The organism is Hyphomicrobium sp. (genome assembly GCF_035687085.1).
Lineage (GTDB): Bacteria > Pseudomonadota > Alphaproteobacteria > Rhizobiales > Hyphomicrobiaceae > Hyphomicrobium_B.
Genome location: NZ_DASRYS010000013.1, coordinates 490,429 through 509,081, shown reverse-complemented (window position 1 = coordinate 509,081; position 18,653 = coordinate 490,429). Strand labels below are relative to the sequence as shown.

At 59.9% G+C, this 18,653-nt stretch carries 19 protein-coding genes; 11 read left to right on the top strand and 8 right to left on the bottom strand.

Features of this window, described 5'->3' with window-relative positions; translation table 11 throughout:
• Positions 1 to 4: 4 nt before the first annotated feature.
• From VFG26_RS13145 to VFG26_RS13135, 3 genes are all read right to left on the bottom strand, one after another.
• A complete protein-coding gene (locus VFG26_RS13145; protein WP_325025978.1) occupies positions 5 to 967 on the bottom strand; it encodes a PDR/VanB family oxidoreductase in 963 nt (320 codons plus the stop codon).
• Positions 964 to 1,566, bottom strand: coding sequence for a dimethylamine monooxygenase subunit DmmA family protein (locus VFG26_RS13140; protein ID WP_325025976.1), 603 nt, complete (start codon positions 1,564 to 1,566; stop codon positions 964 to 966). The genes VFG26_RS13145 and VFG26_RS13140 overlap by 4 nt, the downstream gene beginning before the upstream one ends.
• 101 nt (positions 1,567 to 1,667) lie before the next feature.
• Positions 1,668 to 3,461: an APC family permease gene (locus VFG26_RS13135; RefSeq protein ID WP_325025975.1), complete on the bottom strand. Its 1,794-nt coding sequence runs from the start codon at positions 3,459 to 3,461 to the stop codon at positions 1,668 to 1,670.
• A gap of 443 nt (positions 3,462 to 3,904) precedes the next feature.
• On the opposite strand from VFG26_RS13135, the gene VFG26_RS13130 reads away from it, so the two are divergent.
• Together VFG26_RS13130 and VFG26_RS13125 are read left to right on the top strand one after the other, a co-directional pair.
• Positions 3,905 to 4,639, top strand: coding sequence for a hypothetical protein (locus tag VFG26_RS13130; RefSeq protein ID WP_325025973.1), 735 nt, complete (start codon positions 3,905 to 3,907; stop codon positions 4,637 to 4,639).
• Positions 4,640 to 4,664: 25 nt separating this feature from the next.
• Positions 4,665 to 5,435 carry a FadR/GntR family transcriptional regulator gene (locus tag VFG26_RS13125; protein WP_325025971.1) on the top strand — a complete coding sequence of 257 codons (771 nt, stop codon included), beginning with the start codon at positions 4,665 to 4,667 and terminating at the stop codon, positions 5,433 to 5,435.
• Here VFG26_RS13125 and VFG26_RS13120 read toward each other — a convergent pair.
• A complete protein-coding gene (locus VFG26_RS13120; RefSeq protein ID WP_325025970.1) occupies positions 5,423 to 6,640 on the bottom strand; it encodes an ABC transporter substrate-binding protein in 1,218 nt (405 codons plus the stop codon). The genes VFG26_RS13125 and VFG26_RS13120 overlap by 13 nt on opposite strands.
• Before the next feature lie 437 nt (positions 6,641 to 7,077).
• On the opposite strand from VFG26_RS13120, the gene VFG26_RS13115 reads away from it, so the two are divergent.
• The 5 genes from VFG26_RS13115 (at position 7,078) to VFG26_RS13095 (ending at position 11,091) form a co-directional block, all read left to right on the top strand.
• Positions 7,078 to 7,986, top strand: coding sequence for a metal ABC transporter substrate-binding protein (locus tag VFG26_RS13115; RefSeq protein WP_414653294.1), 909 nt, complete (start codon positions 7,078 to 7,080; stop codon positions 7,984 to 7,986).
• Positions 7,983 to 8,891, top strand: coding sequence for a manganese/iron ABC transporter ATP-binding protein (locus VFG26_RS13110; RefSeq protein ID WP_325025966.1), 909 nt, complete (start codon positions 7,983 to 7,985; stop codon positions 8,889 to 8,891). Before VFG26_RS13115 ends, VFG26_RS13110 begins: the two co-directional genes overlap by 4 nt.
• Entirely contained in the window at positions 8,888 to 9,745 is an 858-nt protein-coding gene (locus tag VFG26_RS13105; RefSeq protein ID WP_325025964.1) for a metal ABC transporter permease, read from the top strand. Before VFG26_RS13110 ends, VFG26_RS13105 begins: the two co-directional genes overlap by 4 nt.
• Positions 9,742 to 10,581 (top strand): metal ABC transporter permease, encoded by an 840-nt coding sequence (locus VFG26_RS13100; protein ID WP_325025962.1) that lies wholly within the window; start codon positions 9,742 to 9,744, stop codon positions 10,579 to 10,581. Before VFG26_RS13105 ends, VFG26_RS13100 begins: the two co-directional genes overlap by 4 nt.
• A gap of 132 nt (positions 10,582 to 10,713) precedes the next feature.
• The gene (locus VFG26_RS13095; RefSeq protein ID WP_325025960.1) at positions 10,714 to 11,091 is read left to right on the top strand and encodes an EF-hand domain-containing protein; all 378 of its coding nucleotides are present in this window, start codon (positions 10,714 to 10,716) and stop codon (positions 11,089 to 11,091) included.
• 117 nt (positions 11,092 to 11,208) lie between these two features.
• On the opposite strand, the gene VFG26_RS13090 is transcribed toward VFG26_RS13095, so the two are convergent.
• Positions 11,209 to 12,069 (bottom strand): DMT family transporter, encoded by an 861-nt coding sequence (locus VFG26_RS13090; RefSeq protein WP_325025958.1) that lies wholly within the window; start codon positions 12,067 to 12,069, stop codon positions 11,209 to 11,211.
• Between the two features lie 121 nt (positions 12,070 to 12,190).
• On the opposite strand from VFG26_RS13090, the gene VFG26_RS13085 reads away from it, so the two are divergent.
• Positions 12,191 to 13,582 (top strand): PLP-dependent aminotransferase family protein, encoded by a 1,392-nt coding sequence (locus VFG26_RS13085; protein WP_325025956.1) that lies wholly within the window; start codon positions 12,191 to 12,193, stop codon positions 13,580 to 13,582.
• 17 nt (positions 13,583 to 13,599) lie between these two features.
• Here VFG26_RS13085 and cysC read toward each other — a convergent pair whose 3' ends face one another.
• The 3 genes from cysC to VFG26_RS13070 are packed head-to-tail and all read right to left on the bottom strand — an operon-like array spanning position 13,600 to position 15,984.
• Positions 13,600 to 14,271 (bottom strand): adenylyl-sulfate kinase, encoded by a 672-nt coding sequence (cysC, locus tag VFG26_RS13080; RefSeq protein WP_325025954.1) that lies wholly within the window; start codon positions 14,269 to 14,271, stop codon positions 13,600 to 13,602.
• Between the two features lie 19 nt (positions 14,272 to 14,290).
• A complete protein-coding gene (cysQ, locus tag VFG26_RS13075; RefSeq protein ID WP_325025952.1) occupies positions 14,291 to 15,151 on the bottom strand; it encodes a 3'(2'),5'-bisphosphate nucleotidase CysQ in 861 nt (286 codons plus the stop codon).
• Positions 15,148 to 15,984, bottom strand: a complete 837-nt coding sequence (locus VFG26_RS13070) for a hypothetical protein (protein ID WP_325025950.1) — start codon at positions 15,982 to 15,984, stop codon at positions 15,148 to 15,150. The genes cysQ and VFG26_RS13070 overlap by 4 nt, the downstream gene beginning before the upstream one ends.
• Before the next feature lie 527 nt (positions 15,985 to 16,511).
• Here VFG26_RS13070 and VFG26_RS13065 point away from each other — a divergent pair.
• The 3 genes from VFG26_RS13065 (at position 16,512) to VFG26_RS13055 (ending at position 18,639) form a co-directional block, all read left to right on the top strand.
• The gene (locus tag VFG26_RS13065) at positions 16,512 to 17,426 is read left to right on the top strand and encodes a Kdo hydroxylase family protein (RefSeq protein WP_325025948.1); all 915 of its coding nucleotides are present in this window, start codon (positions 16,512 to 16,514) and stop codon (positions 17,424 to 17,426) included.
• A gap of 267 nt (positions 17,427 to 17,693) precedes the next feature.
• Positions 17,694 to 17,819, top strand: coding sequence for a type B 50S ribosomal protein L36 (ykgO, locus tag VFG26_RS13060; RefSeq protein ID WP_013216601.1), 126 nt, complete (start codon positions 17,694 to 17,696; stop codon positions 17,817 to 17,819).
• A gap of 88 nt (positions 17,820 to 17,907) precedes the next feature.
• Positions 17,908 to 18,639, top strand: a complete 732-nt coding sequence (locus VFG26_RS13055) for a tetratricopeptide repeat protein (RefSeq protein WP_325025944.1) — start codon at positions 17,908 to 17,910, stop codon at positions 18,637 to 18,639.
• The last annotated feature ends 14 nt before the right edge of the window (positions 18,640 to 18,653 follow it).

Genomic DNA, 18,653 nt, shown 5'->3' with positions numbered 1-18,653 from the left:
GCGATCAGAGATCGAGCGTGATCGATGCGGATTGGATGCGCGACATGCAAATCATGATCTTCTTGCCTTCGGCCTTCTCGGGTTCGGTCAGGAAATGATCGTTGTGCTCGATGAAGCCGTCGCAGGAGAGCACAGCCGTCTCGCATTGGCCGCATGCGCCGCCACGGCAGAGAAACGGTGCGTCAACGCCATTCTCTTCGAGTGCTTCGAGAATGCTCTGATGTCCGCTCACAACAATTTCGCGACCGGAACGGGCTAGCTTGACGACGAAAGGTTTGCCTGGCGGCGGGGCACTGAACTGTTCGGAGTGCACGTTCTCGTCCGGCCAGCCGAGCAGCTTTGCTGTTTGCAATGCCCAGTCGATCATTGGCTTTGGCCCACAGACATACATATGCGTGCCTAGGAGTTGACCACGCAAAACTGTCTTGAGGGGAATCAGCTGTCCCAGATCCTGGCGATAAACATTGACGCGAGAACCGTAACGCGATTGCAGATATTTGCAGTAGGCGCCGTCTTTGAGCGAGCGAACGCCGTAGTGAAGCTCAAAATCCGCGTGGAGCGCATCAAGCTCGTCCATCATCGCCATGAACGGCGTGATGCCGATGCCGCCTGCAACGAACACATGCTTCTTCGCGAGCTTGGCCGGAGGGAAGAGATTGAGCGGCTGCCCGATCTCGAGTTCCGATCCGACTTTAACGCTTTCGTGCATGAACTTCGAGCCGCCACGTGAGGGTTCGACGTTCAATACGCTGATCTGATAGCTCGACGTATCCTTCGGCGAGCCCATGAGAGAGTAGGGGTTGCGCATCAGCCTGCTGCCGGCGTGCATGACGACAGAGATGTGTGATCCGCCTGAAAATTCCGATAACGGAGCATTGTCGATGTCGACGAGGCGGAAGCGCTTAATGCGGTTTGCCACGGCTTCAACCTCGGCGACGCGAACGCGCCGGAGAGAATTTCCGCTCATTGATATAACGCCTCCGCTGCAGGAATATCGCCTGGAACTTCGGCGTCGATGCACACACCCTGGAACGCGGCGAGACGTCTGGAATAGTGGTCGCGGACAAGCAGAATGGTACCGCAACGGATGCATTTCACAGGGTTCGTGGTGACGTCCTCGATGTATCCCTTGCAGTGCACGCACTGGACGCGGCGCTTCAATGACCCACGATGTTCAGTTCTGATCGACAAGTGATCGATGGAGAAATCGATCCCTGCCTGGACAACCAGACCGATGAGCGGCTCTGTGCCAGCCGCATAAAGGCGCATGCCCATCGGCGCCGTTTCGAGAAGCTGCCGGAGTCGAGCGATCCCATCGGCAAGAGTCGGTTGCATTTCAATGGCAGCCGGAGCGAGTTCGCGCGTAAGCGCTTTGCTCTCGGTATCGGTCAGGCTGTCAGCAAGAATGATGGTCGTGCGTTCGGCGAACGCGATGTCGGCGCGTGAGAATAATTCTGAAACCGCCGTCGTTCCCGCTTTGTCACAGACGATGATGTTGTGTTGCGCATTGAGATCCGGAGTGAGCCCCGGGTAAATCGGGCGACTTTTGATGGTGCTTGCAGTCATTAAGTGCTCCCTTAATCCGCGAAAGCCCTGGTGTTCTTGGGATCTGCGGAACGTCATCAGAGAGGCCGGAGCGGCGAAAGCCGCTCCGGTTGAATTGTTTCTTAGGAAGGCAGTTGGAAGAACCAGTTAGAGACGAGCACGACGGCCAAGCCGGCTGCGAGCACGAGATAGGGAAGCCCCCCGGCCTTACGCGTTTTCAAATCGCTCTGGCTGAGCCCGAGGTCCTCGAGCATGTGTGCTGGAAAAACGCCCTTGTCCTGCACGTAGTGACGGAAGACAAACACAGGTATAATCAGGAACGCGGTGAACAGGCCTGCCCACAACGCGATCGGGTTCCAGACCTTTGCACCCGCGCCCATGAAGACGGCATTCACGAACGCGAACACCGTGCCGAGGGCGAGCACGAAGGTCGGTGCGCGCCATGGACGATGGGCCGTTGCGTTATCGACGCGATGGATCCAGCCCGCGTTGAGGTTCAGGAAGTTGAAGATGATGTACCCGCAGTTGGAAACCGCGAGAATGAAGAAGAAACTCGTGGCGTCGGCACAGGCGATTGCGAGGACCGCAAGATTGATCACGAGGTCGGTCCACATGGCGCGCGTTGGAGCGCCATGCTCGTTGACGTGGCTGAGGTAGCGCGGCAGCCAGCCGTCGCGCGAGCCCTGGTAAAGCGTACGCGATGAGCCGGCCATTGCTGTCATCAGGCAGAGCATGAGCGCCAGGATCATCAGCATGACGAGCAGGCTGGTGAGCGTCCCGCCGTGACCAACCATGTTGGCCATGGCCGCCGCTACGCCGGAGCCATCGACGATGGACGGCTCGAGCATGCCTTCGAGGCCCAATACCCCTTGGAACGTGAAGGGCACGAGCGTGAAGAGCACGAGGCAAAGCAGGCCGGAGTAAAAGATTGCTTTGAACGTATCGCGGCCAGGATCGCGGAATTCACTCGTGTAGCAGATCGCCGTTTCGAAGCCGTACGTCGACCAGGCAGCAATGAACATGGCGCCGAGAACGAGCGTCCAGCCGGGAATGTCCCAACTGCCGATCTCCGGAGCATAGGCGGCTTTCAGTGGTTCGATGGGCGTGAAGTTCGACCAGTTGATCTGACCCGTTATGATCGGCACCACGCCGACGATGAACATCGGAATGATCACGGCGAGCCCGATATACTTTTGAACGTTTGCCGTCCCAAGAATACCGCGGTGCTGGATCGCGAATGTAACCAGCATCAGTACCGCGCCGATGAAGAAGGCGGCGTTGAATGAGAACGACACGGGTCCAAGCGATCCGTGGAAGAGCGACCAGTTGCGAATTGACGGTGTCAGCGCGGCAATAGCATCCGCGGAAAGGAGGGCGGAGACAGCGTCTGCTGCCGTCTTTCCTTGGTTTGCTGCGAGCCACTCCGCGATGCGAGGCGAGTCGAGCGGGATCGATGCGCTATGTGCACTCACCCAGGCGGCGACTTGGGGCGCGTCCGCCGGGGGAATGCCTGCCAGGGAATTCAGAATATATGCGGCCGCGATGGAGCAACCGAGCGAGAGCACGGGCGACCATGCAAACCAATTACACCAGACCGATAGCGGTGCGATGAGCTTCGAGTACCTGACCCAGGCTGCCGCGCCGTAGACCGAAGCGCCGCCCGATTTGTTCGGGAAGAGGCCGGCGATCTCGGCGTAGGTGAAAGACTGAATCAGTCCCATGAGCATCGAGACGAACCAGACGAGAAAGGCGACCTTGCCCGCTACGCCCGCGATGCCGCCGATTGAAAACAAGACAAGAGCCGGGACGCCGCTCGCGACCCAAAATGCTCCCCTCCAGTCGATTGCTCGTACGAGTTTTCCGGAATGGGCGCTAAGCCCATGTCCGGCAGAAAGCACTTCGGTTTGTATTGTCATGATCGCTCCAACCAAGCCTGCCCACAGACAAAACGTCGTGCTGTGATCGATCCCCGAGCGGAGCGCAGAGGCGGCGCCGCCGCGTGAAGCAAAGAGCACGATCCCCCGTCGAACTCTGGCGGTGGCTGACGCAAGCTGATGATTTTGCGATCTGAACCAATTTAAACCAGAAATTACCGCAATTAGCCCGACGCGACCATGTTATGAGGCGGTGAATTCCCTGCAAGTCAAAAAAATCATCAGAAGGAAAGGACTTTTGGTCATTTCGCAGGCACGGAAGTCATATATTACTGATGCTCATTGCACTTAGCGCGCTTATCGCAACTGCGAAACTATTTTGGGCGATATTGGTCGAAATAGGTTGTCTTTTGTCCGAGAAAAGCGAATTCTGTATGCATATCGCATCCCTGAAGCTCTCCCGAAATTGAATCGCGAGCTCGAACGTGGCCGATATTGAAAAGTGGACTGACGAAACCGTGCTGGCGTTTTCGGCAATGGGTGGTACACGGATCAACGATGCTGCTAGCGGGTGGCTTCGCGCGGCGGCGATGTTGGAAGGCGCAGCTGCTCCGACGGCATCGCTCGCGGCTGCACGCGCGAACGCGGGTGTCGCGCATCTCATCGGCGGCGACGTTGGTGAGGCACGTCGTGCTTTTCGCAAAGCAGAACAAGATTGGAGCGATGTAGTCGCTGATATCGCGAGGCTCGATGTACCGATGACGGGCGCGACCTCATTCCATTTCCGGCTTGCAACAATGGTTCCCGGTGCTCTGCTCGAAGCGCGGCGGCACCGGTACCGGCAGCTCGCGGAGGGCGCGCTGGCGATCACGCGCTTCAATCTTCTGCTTGCCGATGCCGCGGATCTCACATCCGAACTCGTGATGACGCAGACGCGCGTTCTCGCATCGACGCTCAAGGGAGTTCTGGGTTCCAAGTCGCCGGAGGTTCGCTTGCTCGCATTGCCGGATGACGAGACCGCAGGGACTGCATCCGTCTTTTCGATCTATGCAGCGAAGGCTGTGGATTTCGCGGATCGCCAACGCACGCTTTCGTCCGCGCTCTCGGACGACTGCGCTACTCTGGAGGCCGCTGTTGCTCTGACTGCTCTACTGGGGCCGCAGGTGTTTCACGAGGTCCGCCGTCAGCGGCAAGCCGAAGAAATCCCATCCGAAATTTAATACCGCATGAGCGCGAGCCGAAAACATGTCCGACACTTATGACTTCGAAGCGCCCCCGTGGATCGATGACGTCACGCGTCATCCGCTCGTCACGCCGCGAGTGAAGGAGATCGCCACGCGGCTGTTCGCGCGCTGCGCCTCGGGCGAATATCCTTTCGGCACGCGCATTCCCGCCGAGCGCGACTTGGCGAGTGAATTCGGCGATAGCCGTGCCGCCATACGCCAAGCGCTCGACTTCTTGACCGCTTACGGCATCGTTGCGCGCCGTGCGGGAAGCGGCACTTTTGTTTCCTATCAAAGAAAGCGTCCAGCTGGCGACGGTAGGAATGAGCGCGCCTCTTCCCATGTCGATATCGATCAGCTCGCCGAGACTGCGTCTCCGTTCGCGCTGAACATCGCGAGTTCCGTTTTGGCGCCGGAGATGACGCGCCTCGCAACGATTTACATGACGACCCGTGACATCGCCGATCTTCAAAATCAGCTCACGCGCCTTGAGGCGATCGTCACTGAATCAGCCACGTTCGCGATGTTGGAGGAGCAGTTCATGATGGCGATCGCGCGCGGTACGCACAACTCGCTGATCGTCGCGATGTACGGCATTGTGCACGAGGTCCGTCGCCATCCGCAGTGGGCTGCATCCCGGCAGCAGGCTCTGACGCCAGCGAAGATCAAGAGCATCCAGCTCATGTTCAGATCGCTCTACGATGCGATCGAACGGCGAAATGTCGAGACGGCCGTCGAGATCATCAAGCTTTACGTCGCCAATGCCCACGAAGACATGATTTACGAATCGTGAGTTGTCAGGCGATCAGGAGTGTCGGTTGAAGCGGCGCGCTGTTCGCGCTGGTCCCACATCATGTTCATCGACCTCATGTGCTTGAGGAGGATTGACCGGTGCTTTGACCACCAGTCCGAGATCGAGCCGAACTCTTGGATTCTTGCCTTGCCGTTGACGATGGCGACGACGGGCCAATCACCAACGAGCGCGTTATCGATCCCGAACAGTTCCTTGCCCCACCACTTGGCTTCGCCGAAGGCGTGGGGACCAATCCCGCCGACCTTCATTGCGGCAAGGACCGAGAAGGGCTCGAACGTGCGCGCTCGCTGTACGGCCGATTTCCAGAGTTCCAGCGTCGAAGCGTATTCCCACGACACAGCGCTCCACGTTCCCGGGAAGCGTCGGCAGAACTCTTCGTAGAATTTGCCGGGGTCCTCGAAATTCACGTGGCCCTCTGTGAGGCGAGGGTCATCGAAATCCGGGAACTGGAAGACGAAGCCTTCCATGAACTCGACGCTCGTGCGCCGGATAAGCTCCGGGTAGTTATCGCATGTGCAGGACAGGAGCCGGCCGCGGAAGCCGCGCTTGAACGCTTCGATCGTAAGCGCGTGGACAAATGGTTCGTATGCCGTGTCCCAACAGAGGATGTCGGGTTTCTTTGCCATCAGGTCGTCGACGATCGGCCCGAAATCGCTGGTTTCCGGCTCAAATACGCGCTCGGCGACAAGCTCGATGCCTGCCGCCTCGAAGGCTGCTCTGTAGGTCGCGATCGATGGCAGCCCGAGGAGATCTCGCTGGGCGCACAATGCCGCCGTCTTGACCTCGGGGTGCGTTCGCTTCAGCCACTCGACGCCCGTGACGTTGTAGATTGGATGAACTTCGCTAGGCGCGATCAGCGTCGGCACGTCGGGTGAGAGATCGCTCGGCAGAAGGGTGGCGACGAGCATGCGGTGCTGGCTGATAAGGCGTCTGACTTCCCCCGTCAGATCGTCGCCGCCGATCATGAGAATGAGCTTCACGCCATCCTCCATGATCAGTTTTCGTGCGCCTTGCAGGGCCCGTTCTGGCTGATACTGGGTATCGAATTGGACGAGCTCGAGCATGTACTTTCGGCTGCCAACTTTCAGGCCGCCGGCGGCGTTGATCCGCTCGACCCAAATGAGACTGCCGTTCAAGCCAGGAACCGCCCAAGCCTTCAGCGGTCCCGTGAGGGGCGCGAGCATGCCGATCTTCAAAACTGTTTGAGATCCTAGTCCGAAGTCTCTCATGGCGACTGCCAGAGCTGATGCAACGGCGCTTCTGGGTCTAATGGCCATTGCCTGGACTTGTCGGGCTTGAAGACTGTCGGAACACTGGGGTCAACTTTTTTGCAGCTTGCCAAAGCCGCGCGCTGTCGCGGCGGGCCTTCATATCGGACGTCCCGAACTTTGGGAAACGCTAAAGCTGGACCAGTAGCTTGTCGATAGGCCCGAATGACCAGGGTCAGTGATGGCCGCCCGCAAGATGTTTCGAGCGCCAGCAAGCCCGGCCCTGTCCGAGGCTGAGATGTCCCACTGCCCTCGAACTATACGGCCAAGGCAATGCCGCACCTAGTTGCAAATGATTCCGAACTGCGTACAAAGATGCAATTCATTGTCATTTGCAAATAGGAGAGAGCTTGATGCCCTATGGGGTGATGCGGCGGGTTTTGGTGGGAGTCATGGGGGCAGCAGTCGCGGCAGTCCTTTCTGCCTTGCCGATAGCCGCTCAGGAGAAGTTCAAGGCGGTCACGACCTTCACGGTCATCGCCGACATCGCGCGTAACGTTGCAGGCGATGCTGCGATCGTTGAATCGATCACCAAGCCCGGAGCCGAGATTCACAATTACCAGCCGACGCCAGGCGATATCCGGCGGGCACAAGGCGCGAAGCTCATTTTCTGGAACGGCCTCAATCTCGAACTGTGGTTCGAGAAGTTCTTTCATAACCTGAAGAACGTGCCGGGTGTTGTGGTGTCGGAAGGGGTCGAGCCCATCGGCATTGCCGAAGGTCCGTATACGGGCAAGCCGAACCCGCATGCCTGGATGTCGCCCACGGCGGCTCTGGTTTACGTCGACAACATTCGCGATGCCTTCGTGAAGCACGATCCGGCCAACGCCGATACCTACAAGGCGAATGCCGAGGCCTATAAAGCGAAGATCACAGCGGCGATCGATCCGATCAAGGCCAAGCTCGACAAGGTTCCGGAAGACAAGCGCTGGCTGGTTTCCAGCGAGGGGGCATTCTCTTATCTCGCGCGGGATTTCGGTTTGAAGGAGCTCTACCTGTGGCCCATCAATGCCGATCAGCAGGGCACACCGCAGCAGGTGCGCAAGGTCATCGATGCGGTGAAGGCGAACGGCATTTCGGTCGTCTTCTCCGAAAGCACCATCTCTCCGGCTCCCGCCGAACAGGTCGCGCGTGAGACGGGCGCCAAGTATGGCGGCGTGCTCTACGTCGACTCGCTGACGGAAGCCGATGGCGAGGTTCCGACCTACATCGACCTGCTTCGCGTCACATCCGACAGGATCGCCGAGGGGCTATCGGAGTGACGGGACCCGTCAAAAATCTGGCCGGCTTCGCGTCTTCGGACGCGGGGCCGGGTATTGCGGTGAAGGGTGCGAGCGTCACCTATCGCAATGGTCATACCGCGCTTCGGGACGCCAGTTTCGAAATCCCGGCTGGCACCATCACAGCGCTTGTCGGAGTCAACGGCTCCGGCAAGTCGACGCTGTTCAAGGCGATCATGGGCTTTGTCCGTCTCGCCGAAGGCGAGATCCGCGTTCTCGGCATGCCGGTGGGGAAGGCGCTGCAGCGGAACCAGGTCGCGTACGTGCCGCAGGCCGAGGAGGTCGATTGGAACTTTCCAGTTCTTGTCGAGGACGTCGTGATGATGGGCCGCTACGGGCATATGGGCATGATGCGCCGTCCCAAGGCGATCGATCGTGACGCTGTCTCGACGGCACTCAATCGCGTCAACATGAGCGAGTACCGCAAGCGCCAGATCGGAGAGCTTTCCGGCGGGCAAAAGAAGCGCGTCTTCCTCGCCCGCGCTCTGGCGCAGGACAGCCGCGTCATCCTGCTGGACGAGCCCTTCACTGGCGTCGACGTGAAGACCGAGGACCAGATCATCAAACTTTTGAGCGAGCTTCGCGACGAAGGGCGCGTCATGCTCGTCTCGACGCACAATCTCGGCTCAGTGCCTGAGTTCTGCGACCGGACTATTCTGCTGAAGGGCGCGGTCGTCGCCTATGGTCCGACGGTCGATACGTTCACGCAGGAGAATCTTGAACGGACGTTCGGCGGCGTGCTTCGTCACTTCGTCCTGACCGAACCTGCGGGCGGACAGCTGCGTGCCATCGGTGTCATCAGCGATGATGAGCGGCCGCTCATACTTCATGGCGGTAAGGCAACGGCACGCACGCCGGGTGAGGGTAATGGAGCCGGGGGCCGATGACTGTCCTCCTGGAACCCTTCACGTACGACTACATGCTGAACGCGATGTGGGTGTCCGCTCTCGTCGGCGGTGTATGCGCGTTCCTGTCCTGCTTCCTGATGCTCAAGGGCTGGTCTCTGATCGGCGATGCGCTGTCGCATTCCATTGTGCCGGGCGTCGCCGGCGCTTACTTGCTCGGGCTTCCATTCGCGATCGGCGCTTTCTTCTCCGGCGGCCTTGCCGCTGCCGCCATGCTCTTCCTCAATCAACGTACGAAGCTGAAGGAAGACGCCATCATCGGACTGATCTTCTCCGCCTTCTTCGGGCTCGGTCTCTTCATGGTTTCACTCTCGCCGACCTCGGTGAACATCCAGACCATCGTGCTCGGCAACATTCTGGCGATCACGCCCGGCGACACGATCCAACTCGTCATCATCGGCTTCGTCGCGCTCGCTATTTTGCTGATCAAGTGGAAGGACCTGATGGTCGTCTTCTTCGATGAGACTCACGCGCGCTCCATCGGCCTGAATACGACCGGTCTCAAGATCATGTTCTTCACGCTTCTCGCCGCCTCGACGGTGGCCGCCCTCCAGACGGTCGGCGCCTTCCTCGTCATCTGCATGGTGGTGACGCCCGGCGCGACGGCGTATCTGCTAAGCGACCGCTTCCCGCGGCTGCTCGTCATCGCGGTAGCGATCGGCGCGGTCACGAGCTTCACAGGCGCCTATGTGAGCTACTTCCTCGACGGCGCGACGGGCGGCATCATCGTGTGCCTGCAAACTCTGATCTTTCTGGCTGCATTCGTGTTCGCGCCGAAGCACGGAATGCTGGCGGCCCGCCGCCGTGCGGCTCAGGAATTCGAGGCAGGCCCATGAGCATCGTCGAAACGCTGCTAAGCCCGTTCCAGTTCGAGTTCATGGTCAACGCGCTCATCATCTCGGTGCTGGTGGCGATCCCGACGGCGCTGCTTTCCTGCTTCATGGTGCTGAAGGGCTGGTCGCTGATGGGCGACGCGATTTCTCACGCCGTGTTTCCCGGCGTCGTCATCGCCTACATTGTCGGATTTCCCTATGCGATCGGTGCCTTCGCCGCCGGTATGCTTTGCGCTGTCGCCACAGGCTTTCTGAAGGACAATAGCCGCATCAAGCAGGATACGGTGATGGGCATCGTGTTCTCCGGCATGTTCGGGTTCGGTCTCGTGCTCTACGTCAAGATCAAGTCGGACGTGCACCTCGATCACATCCTGTTCGGCGATATGTTAGGCTTCTCCTGGCGCGACATCGGAGGGTCGGCGCTCATCGCTGCGATCACCGCCGGCGTCCTCGCAATCAAGTGGAAGGACTTCCTGCTCCACGCGTTCGATCCAGCTCAGGCGAAAGCCGTGGGTCTTCGTGTCAACCTGCTGCACTACGGACTGCTATGCGTGATCTCGTTAACGATCGTCGGCGCGCTGCAGGCCGTCGGCATCATCCTTGCCATCGCGATGCTGATTGCGCCTGGAGCCATCGCGTTCCTGCTGACGCGTCAGTTCAAGACGATGCTGATCCTCTCCGTGATCATCGCAGCGGCCGGTTCCTTCCTCGGTGTCTATCTGTCGTTCTTCATCGACAGTGCGCCGGCGCCGACCATCGTTCTCTTGCTTTCCATCATATTCGTGGTGGCATTCGTCCACGCCACTCGTAAGGCCAAGCGCGTCGAACAGCAGGTATGACGGAAGCTGATCGGCTTCGACGTACGGGCTGGTAGGCCGAGCAACGTGTCCCGATGAGATCTGCCAGAACTTCCCGGAACGATCGCTTTCTCCTCGCCGTTGCCGCCGCATAACAACAACAGAGGATGCGTCATGTATCGAATCTTTTCGGCGGCGTTTGTCATGATGGCGGGATTGGCTCCGGCATATGCGGGCGGAATTACGCTCGGCAAGGAACCTGAAGCAGAGAGAAGGGCGGCCGCTGGCGAAAAACAATTCGGCCGTTTCTCCGACGCCGACACCAGCCGCGATTTTTCGATCTCCAAGGATGAATGGACCTCTTTCGTCTCCACTCAGTCTGGCAAGGTGCCGGACTTCAACGAGATCGATGCGAACAAGAACGGGGAGATCACCCCTGACGAGTGGAAGGCCTACGCGGATGCGCATCCGGAAGAGCAGGGCGCATCTACGGGCGCGGGTGCTGGAACCGAGGGCCAACAGCAGCAGAATAACCAGAAGAACAATCAGTAAGAGGTCTGCTTCGCGACGAGCGAAACGATTGAATTCCGATTTGGCGGCGTGGGTCGTGGGCCGGAGGTGATGATGGCAGTTGTCCATCTGCCTCCGGCCCGCGTCGCTGTTCCAGCATCATGCATAGCGCTTGGCCGCGGCGACACACAGCACGACGATTCCTGCTGCTGCGATCATCGGCCAAGCAATGGGTTCGTGTAGCAGCATTGCCGTCAGCGTCAGCCCGAAGAATGGCTGAAGCAATTGCAGCTGGCCAACGCCCGCAATGCCGCCACGGGCGAGGCCGCGATACCAGAAGATAAATCCAATCAGCATGCTGAAGGTGGATACATAGGCGAAGCCCAGCCACGCGGGGCTGCCGATCTCCGGCAGCGATGGCGGCATCGATAGAAGCGCGACGAGCGCCATCGGCGGAAGCGAAAGAATGAGGGCCCACGAGATCACCTGCCAGCCTCCGAGCCGCCGGGAGAGCGTTGCGCCTTCGGCGTAAGCCAGTCCGCAGACGAGGACGGCGGCGATCATCAGTAAGTCGCCGAGCAACGTACCCCTGGCGCCATTGAAAAGCGCAAAGCCCGCGACTGCCGCGCTACCGAGACACGAAAAGAACCAGAACGCAGGGTTGGGCCTCTCGCCGCCGCGGAGTACGCCGAAGACTGCCGTCGCGAGCGGTAGAAGCCCGATAAAGACGATGGAGTGCGCCGCGGTGATGTGCTGAAGCGCTATGGCCGTTAGAAGCGGGAATCCGACGACGGCGCCAAGCGCCACGATCGCAAGAGGCTTGAAGTCGCTGCGGGCGGGCCAAACCTGCCGCAGGCCAATGAGGAAGGCCGCTCCAAGGAGCGCCGCGATCACCGCGCGAGCCGACGTGAGGAATAACGGCGGTATGTCCGCAACGGCGACGCGTGTCGCCGGCAACGAGCCGCTGAAAATCAGCACGCCTAAAAGTCCGCTGCCCCATCCATCCGATATTCGTGTCATTGCCGCCTCGATGCTGCTCAAGGCGGACGTTTAGGCATTCTGGACTGGCTGAGCCAGCTACGTTTCGGTACAATCCTGCAAAACTGTACTGATACGATGACGGTACAGTCGGGGAGGGTGGATGCAACGCGACGTTTCACGTACCGAGGCGGTGATGGCCGCGATCCGGGCCAAGATCGCGAGCCGCGCACTCGCTGCCGGCGATCGGCTGCCTTCGATCCGGAGTTTCGCGGCGACGATGCGGGTTGCTCCGTCGACGGTGGTGGAAGCCTACGACCGGCTGGCCGCCGAAGGGCTCATTCGTGCGAGGCCGGGCTCAGGCTTTTACGTCACGAGTGCCGGTCTGCCGCCGCTCAGCCTCGCGAGCGCGCTGCCTCAACGCGAGCGCGCGGTCGATCCGTTCTGGGTCTCACGCCAGTCGCTCGATGCCGACCGCGAGGTCATGATGCCCGGCTGTGGCTGGCTGCCGGCGGAGTACCTCCCCAATGATGCGCTTCGCCGTGCGCTTCGGCATGTTGCCCGTGCGGATGACACCATTCTTTCAGGTTACGGCGGATCGCGTGGGTCTCCGCTGTTGCGGCGGCTGCTGCTTGGAAGGTTCGCCGAAGAAGGTCTAGAGATCGGGCCCGAGCAGCTGCTGCTGACATCATCTGGGACGCAATCCATCGATCTCGTCTGCCGCCTGCTTCTCCGTCCCGGCGACACGGCGCTGGTGGATGATCCCTGCTATTTCAATTTCCAGGCGTTGCTTCGCGCACATCAAGTGCGGGTCGTGAGTGTGCCCTTCACGCGCTCGGGTCCCGATACGACTAAGCTCGAATCGGTGCTCGCGGCGGAAAAGCCTCGCGTCTACATCACGAACTCTGCGCTGCATAACCCCACCGGAGCGACCCTCTCGCCGCAAATCGCATACCGGCTTTTGCGTGCAGCTTCCGATCACGGCCTGACGATTATCGAAGACGATATCTACGCCGATTTCGAACCCGAGCCATCGCCGCGGCTTGCTGTGCTCGATGGTCTTGATCGCGTGATCCGGATCGGCAGTTTCTCTAAAGCCCTGTCCGCTTCGGTCCGCTGTGGCTACATCGCCGCGCGCGCCGACCTGATTGAGGATCTTATCGATCTTCAGGTTGCGACCCATTTCGGTGGCCCAAGTCCCGTCGCTACAGAGCTCATTGCGAACGTGTTGGCCGGGGGAGGCTACCGGAAGCATATGGAGGACTTGCGCCGGCGTCTTGCGGCAGCGCGGCGCCGGACGGCGGCGCGATTGCAGGCGCTGGGCATCGAGCCGTGGCTGATGCCGCGCGGCGGCTTCCATCTCTGGTGCCAGCTGCCGGACGGGCATGATTCAGCGGACCTTGCGCGTGCGGCCTTGGGACAGGACATCGTGCTGGCGCCGGGGAATGTGTTCAGCGCTGCGCAAATGGCGTCTGCCTTCCTTCGCTTCAACGTCGTGCAGTCGTCGGACCCGCGGCTCTTTTCAGTTCTGCGGCAGGCGATGGCCGTGAAGTGAGCGTCGGCGTTGCTTCTTCAGCTTGCTTTGAGGCACACGGCTTCGAGGTCCACGGGCTGCTTCAAAACCTGGAGCATTTGACGGAGGAGATCGCTGATCGCCGCTTCTCCATTGAGCACAAGTTCCGGGCTTTCCGGCGGCTCGTAGGCTGAGGAAATGCCTGTGAAGTCCGGGATAATGCCCTGCCGCGCTTTCTTATAAAGGCCCTTGGCGTCCCGCTGTTCGCAGGTTGCGAGCGGCGTGTTGAGGTACACCTCGAGAAATTCGCCAGGCTCGAAGAGCTTGCGCGCTCGCTGCCTTTGCACGATCAGCGGCGAGATAAGTGAGACGATCACGATGAGGCCGGCATCGACCATCAGCTTCGCGACTTCGGAGACGCGGCGGACATTCTCCATGCGGCCTTCGGGCGAGAAGTCGAGATCGCTGCAAATGCCGTCGCGGCAGCGGTCACCGTCAAGCACGAACGTGTGACGCCCGGTGCTGTGGAGCGCCTCGTCGAGCACATTGGCCAGGGTCGTTTTTCCGGCTCCAGAGAGGCCGGTAAGCCAAATGCAACACGGCCTCTGTGTCTTAAGTCCGGCGCGGTCGCGCTTCGTGACCGGAGAGTCTTTCCACTGGAGTTCGCAGCGCGAGCGAGGTGCGAGCTTGGATCTGCTCGATGCACGCTCGATCTCCGGTAACGGCTTCATGCTTTCCCCCCTTGTTCCGTCACGGTGCCGCTAACTGCAAATCTTGCAGCGCTGAGACGCGCAGAAGTGCGCGCAACGCGTCAGCGCTGCCGCCAAACGAGACGAAGTGCGGATTTCTCAACGCCTGCATCTCATTTGATGTCGCGCCGTATTCGAGTTCCTGGCCGTCGCACGTCAATGTGCATCCGCCTGCACCGCGCAGGACGGCATCGCCCGCCGCCGTATCCCACTGCATGGTCGTGCCGAAGCGGGGATAGATGTCCGCCTCTCCGGTCGCGACCAGGCAGAACTTCAGAGACGATCCGACAGACAACTTTTTGCCAACTGCGATCCTCTCCAGGAATTCCTTGGTCTCAGTATTCTCGTGCGATGCGCTGGCAACGGCGGAGAGGGCATCTGATGGCGTGGCAGTGCTGATGCGGGAGCGCTGGCGGATCGTCCCGTCGCTGAAGAGATCGCATTTGTAGGAGACGCTGCCATCGCCGCTGTAGAGCTCGCCCCGGGCCGGCGCCACAACGACGCCCATGCACGGGCGACCGTGTTCGACAAGGCAGATATTGACTGTGAAATCCGATTTGCCCCGGATGAACTCTTTCGTGCCGTCGAGCGGATCGACGAGGAAAAAGGTTTTTTCCGTGGCGCCGCTAAATTCACCAGCGCTCGCGGCTTCCTCGCCTACGATAGGAATTGAGGAATCGAGGCGCTGCAGCTCTCGCGCGATCCACTCTTCCGCCCGCCGATCGGCTTCGGTCACGGGACTGCCGTCGCCCTTATGTTCGACGCTGGCGCCGGCTTGGCGAACTTCCAAAATGATTTGTCCCGCCGCGAGTGCGATGCTTTCGATCTGCGCCAGCAGGGAAGACTTGGGCAGGCCGGTCATGTGCTGCTCACCAATGGAGAGCCAAAGCGGCGCGCGATCCGCCGCTCCACCTGATATCTCGGCCGCACGAATTCACTGTAGGCGAAGTTGCTTTGATCGCGGCGATCAAAGGCTTTTTGGTCTTTCTGCACCCACCGCTTCCAAAGGTAATCGTCGAGCGCGGTGCGGGATTTGAGCAGTGCATGCTCGGAAGGCGTCAGGTCTTCGAGCTTCAAGATCTTCCAGCCCGTTTTTACTTGCTTCTCTTCCGCCGCATTCCGTCTCGGCGCAACGGGACGGATGTCGAGTTCGGCCGAGACTTTTTCGATGAGGCTGTCGGCTTGGCGAATGTCGGCGACGTAGTCGACCTCGGCCAGGGCTTCGTCCAGAAGCTCGATCTTCCGCTCCTCGGACAGCCGGATCAATTCGATCCATGGGAGTTCGAGCCAGCGCTCGAGGAGGAAATGGGCCATCGGATTGACGCGGGTCGCGCGCAGGAAGAGCAAAAACGAATAAGCGTGCTGGCCTTCCAGCAGATAACGCATCATGCGGAAGTTGTAATACGACATCATCATGCTTTCGGGCTGGCGAAGGATGATGGAGCGCACAATGCGGCGGTTCGGAAACAATCCTTCGACCGATTTGCCGATGAAATGGCCCGATACGGCTTTGATCTGATCAGGATGCTCGGGAAGTCCAGCGCGGTACTTCCGTCTGAAAAGGCTCAATGGCAATCTGCGGGTCCGCTTGCGCGGAACCCAAAAACGCTCGCCGAGCTGCTGGGCAAAATGCTTCTCGACAGTGGTGCCGGCGCATTTCGGCACGTGGATATGAATGAGAAGCGGCTGCTCCATAAAATCTTTGCCCCGCCATGAGTACAACAAATGCAATTCGGCCAGATGGCCGATGCTCACGTTACCGTTGGATTAGGCTGGGCTGCCGATATATTGGAGATTTTTCTCATGATTTCTGGGAGTGCGTGGCGGGCGGATCACGCTTTCTGTGCCCATCTTTGGTGTTAAATGAGCACAACGATAATTAGTATTCCGAGCATTTTGCCTAAGTTTGGCGATGGTCTCAGCACATCGCGGGCGCCCGCTGGCGTGAGGACGCTGTTGGACGGATTAGTTGGGGATAACGGGCCGCAAACCGAACATTTGGCCAAATGGGCGATTCCGAAATTCTTTGGAGCCGTGTTGTTTGGGTGGAGAAGACGCCGGTTTGGGCGCGCTCAAATATTATATTTTCCTGAGCTTTTCGAATTTATGCCGTTTGCTGATCTTTTCAGTCGTCCGCTGAGCGGAGCTTCGTGAAGTGCAATTCCTGCCTCACCGGAAAAATTGAATTTCAGAATGCTCGTCCTGATATTTTGGGGGTATTCATGTCTTCATTTCAATCGTCTCGCAAAGTCTTTTCTTCACTTGAACCCTTCAACGCGACCGCTTGGGATAACCCGTTTACGTCCGAAGACCGCGAACGGGCCGTCGACAGCCTTGAAGGCGGGCGCGTCCTTTATTTCAAGGATCTTCGTTTTGCGCTCGAGCCGGCGGAGAAGGTCCTTCTGTCGACAAGCTGGTCGGACGCTGAGGCCAAGAACATCAGCCTCGATCCCGTTGGAGGCCGTTTGCGTGGGGCGAACGCCGATGGTGAAGAGGCTTATGGGCTCGAGCGGATGATGAGCAGATACGCCTCGCACGCGCAAAAGCTCATGCAGGGTCTCGTGCCGGCCTATGCGCCGGCTCTGCGGCTGGGGCGCACGAGCTTTCGGCCGCACGAGGTCGAGGGACGTGACGTGCGATCCTTCCGCAAGGACGACAGGCGCCTGCACGTCGACGCTTTTCCTTCGCGGCCGAACGGCGGCGCGCGCATATTGCGCGTTTTCACCAATATCAATCCGGCAGGCAAAGATCGCGTTTGGCAGATCGGCGAGCCGTTCGAGGCTTATGCGGGGCGATTCGTGCCCAACCTGCCACGGCCACTGCCGGGGCTTGCGCACGTCTTGGCGCTGCTCGGCATCACTAAGGGCATCAGGTCTCCATATGACCACATCATGCTGCACTTGCATGATCGCACCAAGGCGGACCTGAAATATCAGCGGGAGGCGCCGCGGCAGGAGGTTACGTTCGCGGCGGGAAGCACGTGGGTGGTCTTCACCGATCAGGTTCTGCATGCCGCCATGCGTGGCCAGTTCGTTCTCGAGCAGACCTTTGAGCTTCCGGTTTCAGCCCTGCGGCGGGGGGAGCGCGCTCCGTTACGCATTCTGGAAAGGATGACGGGGCACTCGCTTGCTGCCTAGCGGGCAAGCTGGGCCCGGAAGGGCGTCGCGCCGAGACAAGGGGCAGGCCCCCAGAACGGCCAAACCCGCGTCAAAACGGCTCGTTTTCCGCCTTTGAAATGGACGTGGCGGGCTCCCGTGGGACTATGAGGCGACTTTTCGGCGAACCACCCTTGTTTTCCCGAGATTTGGCAGGTACAAGCCCGGCTTCCATCTCTCATTTGACATGGCAGGGGACGGAGGTTCGTTCGATCTCTCTGGTTTCCGCCATCTATAACCGGTGTCGTTATGAAAGTTAGAAACTCGCTGAAGTCCCTGCGCTCGCGGCACCGCGACAATCGCGTGGTTCGCCGCAAGGGCCGGGTCTACGTCATCAACAAGACTCACCGCCGCTTCAAGGCCCGCCAGGGCTGAGGCTGGTCGCGCAGATTTCTGCGCGACGTTACGGCAAATTCACGAGAGTCTTTTTGACCAAGACACATGCCTCGATTAACGTCGGGGCATGTCTTTTTGTGCGCGGCTTCTCATTATACTTCTGACCCTCACGGGCGGTGCGGCTCATGCTGCGGCCGACGATGAGCTTTTGAAGACCCAGCCCTTCCCGGATAGACCGTCGCCTTCGCGACCGCGGGACGAGTTGCCTCCGGCCGCCAAGAAGACGCCTCCGGTCGCGCCGTCGCCGGATGCCGCCCCGAAGCAGAAGGGGCCGCCTGGCATGATGGGTCTGCCCTGGCCCAAGACGCCGGAAGAGACGTCCAAGACGCTCGACAATCTTTATGCCTACCTCGCGACCGAGGGCGACAAGCGCCAAGCCGGCGAAATCGGCGCTGCCATCGAAAGGCTTTGGCGGCTCGGAGGCGGGGATACGGTCAACCTGCTGATCGATCGCGGTGAACTATTTTCGGCACAGGACCAGAACGAGAAGGCGCTGCCTTTCCTGGACGCCGCCGTGGAGCTTGCCCCTGAGTACGCCGAGGCATGGAGCCATCGCGCCTATGTCGAATACCGTTTGAACAATTACACCGCTGCGTTGGGAGACCTGAGGCGCGCGCTCGCGATCGAGCCCAACCACTTCCGGGCCCTCGATGGCATGGCGAAGATTCTTGTGCTGATGGGCGAGAAGAAGGCTGCGCTTGAGGCCTACAACCAGCTTCTCAAGGTGCATCCCAACATCGAGGGTGCCGAGACAGAGCGCGATAAGCTGAAAGAAGAAGTCGAGGGGCAGGGGATTTAAGGCCGCCGCTTGCG

What these genes read in the sequence shown, in the direction of transcription:
- VFG26_RS13100 (WP_325025962.1), top strand. Translation starts at nt 9,742, where the DNA reads ATGAGCATCGTCGAAACGCTGCTAAGCCCGTTCCAGTTCGAGTTCATG.
- VFG26_RS13065 (WP_325025948.1), top strand. Translation starts at nt 16,512, where the DNA reads ATGTCTTCATTTCAATCGTCTCGCAAAGTCTTTTCTTCACTTGAACCC.
- VFG26_RS13055 (WP_325025944.1), top strand. Translation starts at nt 17,908, where the DNA reads ATGTCTTTTTGTGCGCGGCTTCTCATTATACTTCTGACCCTCACGGGC.
- VFG26_RS13145 (WP_325025978.1), bottom strand. Translation starts at nt 967, where the DNA reads ATGAGCGGAAATTCTCTCCGGCGCGTTCGCGTCGCCGAGGTTGAAGCC.
- VFG26_RS13135 (WP_325025975.1), bottom strand. Translation starts at nt 3,461, where the DNA reads ATGACAATACAAACCGAAGTGCTTTCTGCCGGACATGGGCTTAGCGCC.
- VFG26_RS13140 (WP_325025976.1), bottom strand. Translation starts at nt 1,566, where the DNA reads ATGACTGCAAGCACCATCAAAAGTCGCCCGATTTACCCGGGGCTCACT.
- VFG26_RS13115 (WP_414653294.1), top strand. Translation starts at nt 7,078, where the DNA reads ATGCCCTATGGGGTGATGCGGCGGGTTTTGGTGGGAGTCATGGGGGCA.
- VFG26_RS13120 (WP_325025970.1), bottom strand. Translation starts at nt 6,640, where the DNA reads ATGCTCGCGCCCCTCACGGGACCGCTGAAGGCTTGGGCGGTTCCTGGC.
- VFG26_RS13090 (WP_325025958.1), bottom strand. Translation starts at nt 12,069, where the DNA reads ATGACACGAATATCGGATGGATGGGGCAGCGGACTTTTAGGCGTGCTG.
- ykgO (WP_013216601.1), top strand. Translation starts at nt 17,694, where the DNA reads ATGAAAGTTAGAAACTCGCTGAAGTCCCTGCGCTCGCGGCACCGCGAC.
- VFG26_RS13105 (WP_325025964.1), top strand. Translation starts at nt 8,888, where the DNA reads ATGACTGTCCTCCTGGAACCCTTCACGTACGACTACATGCTGAACGCG.
- VFG26_RS13085 (WP_325025956.1), top strand. Translation starts at nt 12,191, where the DNA reads ATGCAACGCGACGTTTCACGTACCGAGGCGGTGATGGCCGCGATCCGG.
- VFG26_RS13125 (WP_325025971.1), top strand. Translation starts at nt 4,665, where the DNA reads ATGTCCGACACTTATGACTTCGAAGCGCCCCCGTGGATCGATGACGTC.
- VFG26_RS13070 (WP_325025950.1), bottom strand. Translation starts at nt 15,984, where the DNA reads ATGGAGCAGCCGCTTCTCATTCATATCCACGTGCCGAAATGCGCCGGC.
- VFG26_RS13095 (WP_325025960.1), top strand. Translation starts at nt 10,714, where the DNA reads ATGTATCGAATCTTTTCGGCGGCGTTTGTCATGATGGCGGGATTGGCT.
- cysC (WP_325025954.1), bottom strand. Translation starts at nt 14,271, where the DNA reads ATGAAGCCGTTACCGGAGATCGAGCGTGCATCGAGCAGATCCAAGCTC.
- cysQ (WP_325025952.1), bottom strand. Translation starts at nt 15,151, where the DNA reads ATGACCGGCCTGCCCAAGTCTTCCCTGCTGGCGCAGATCGAAAGCATC.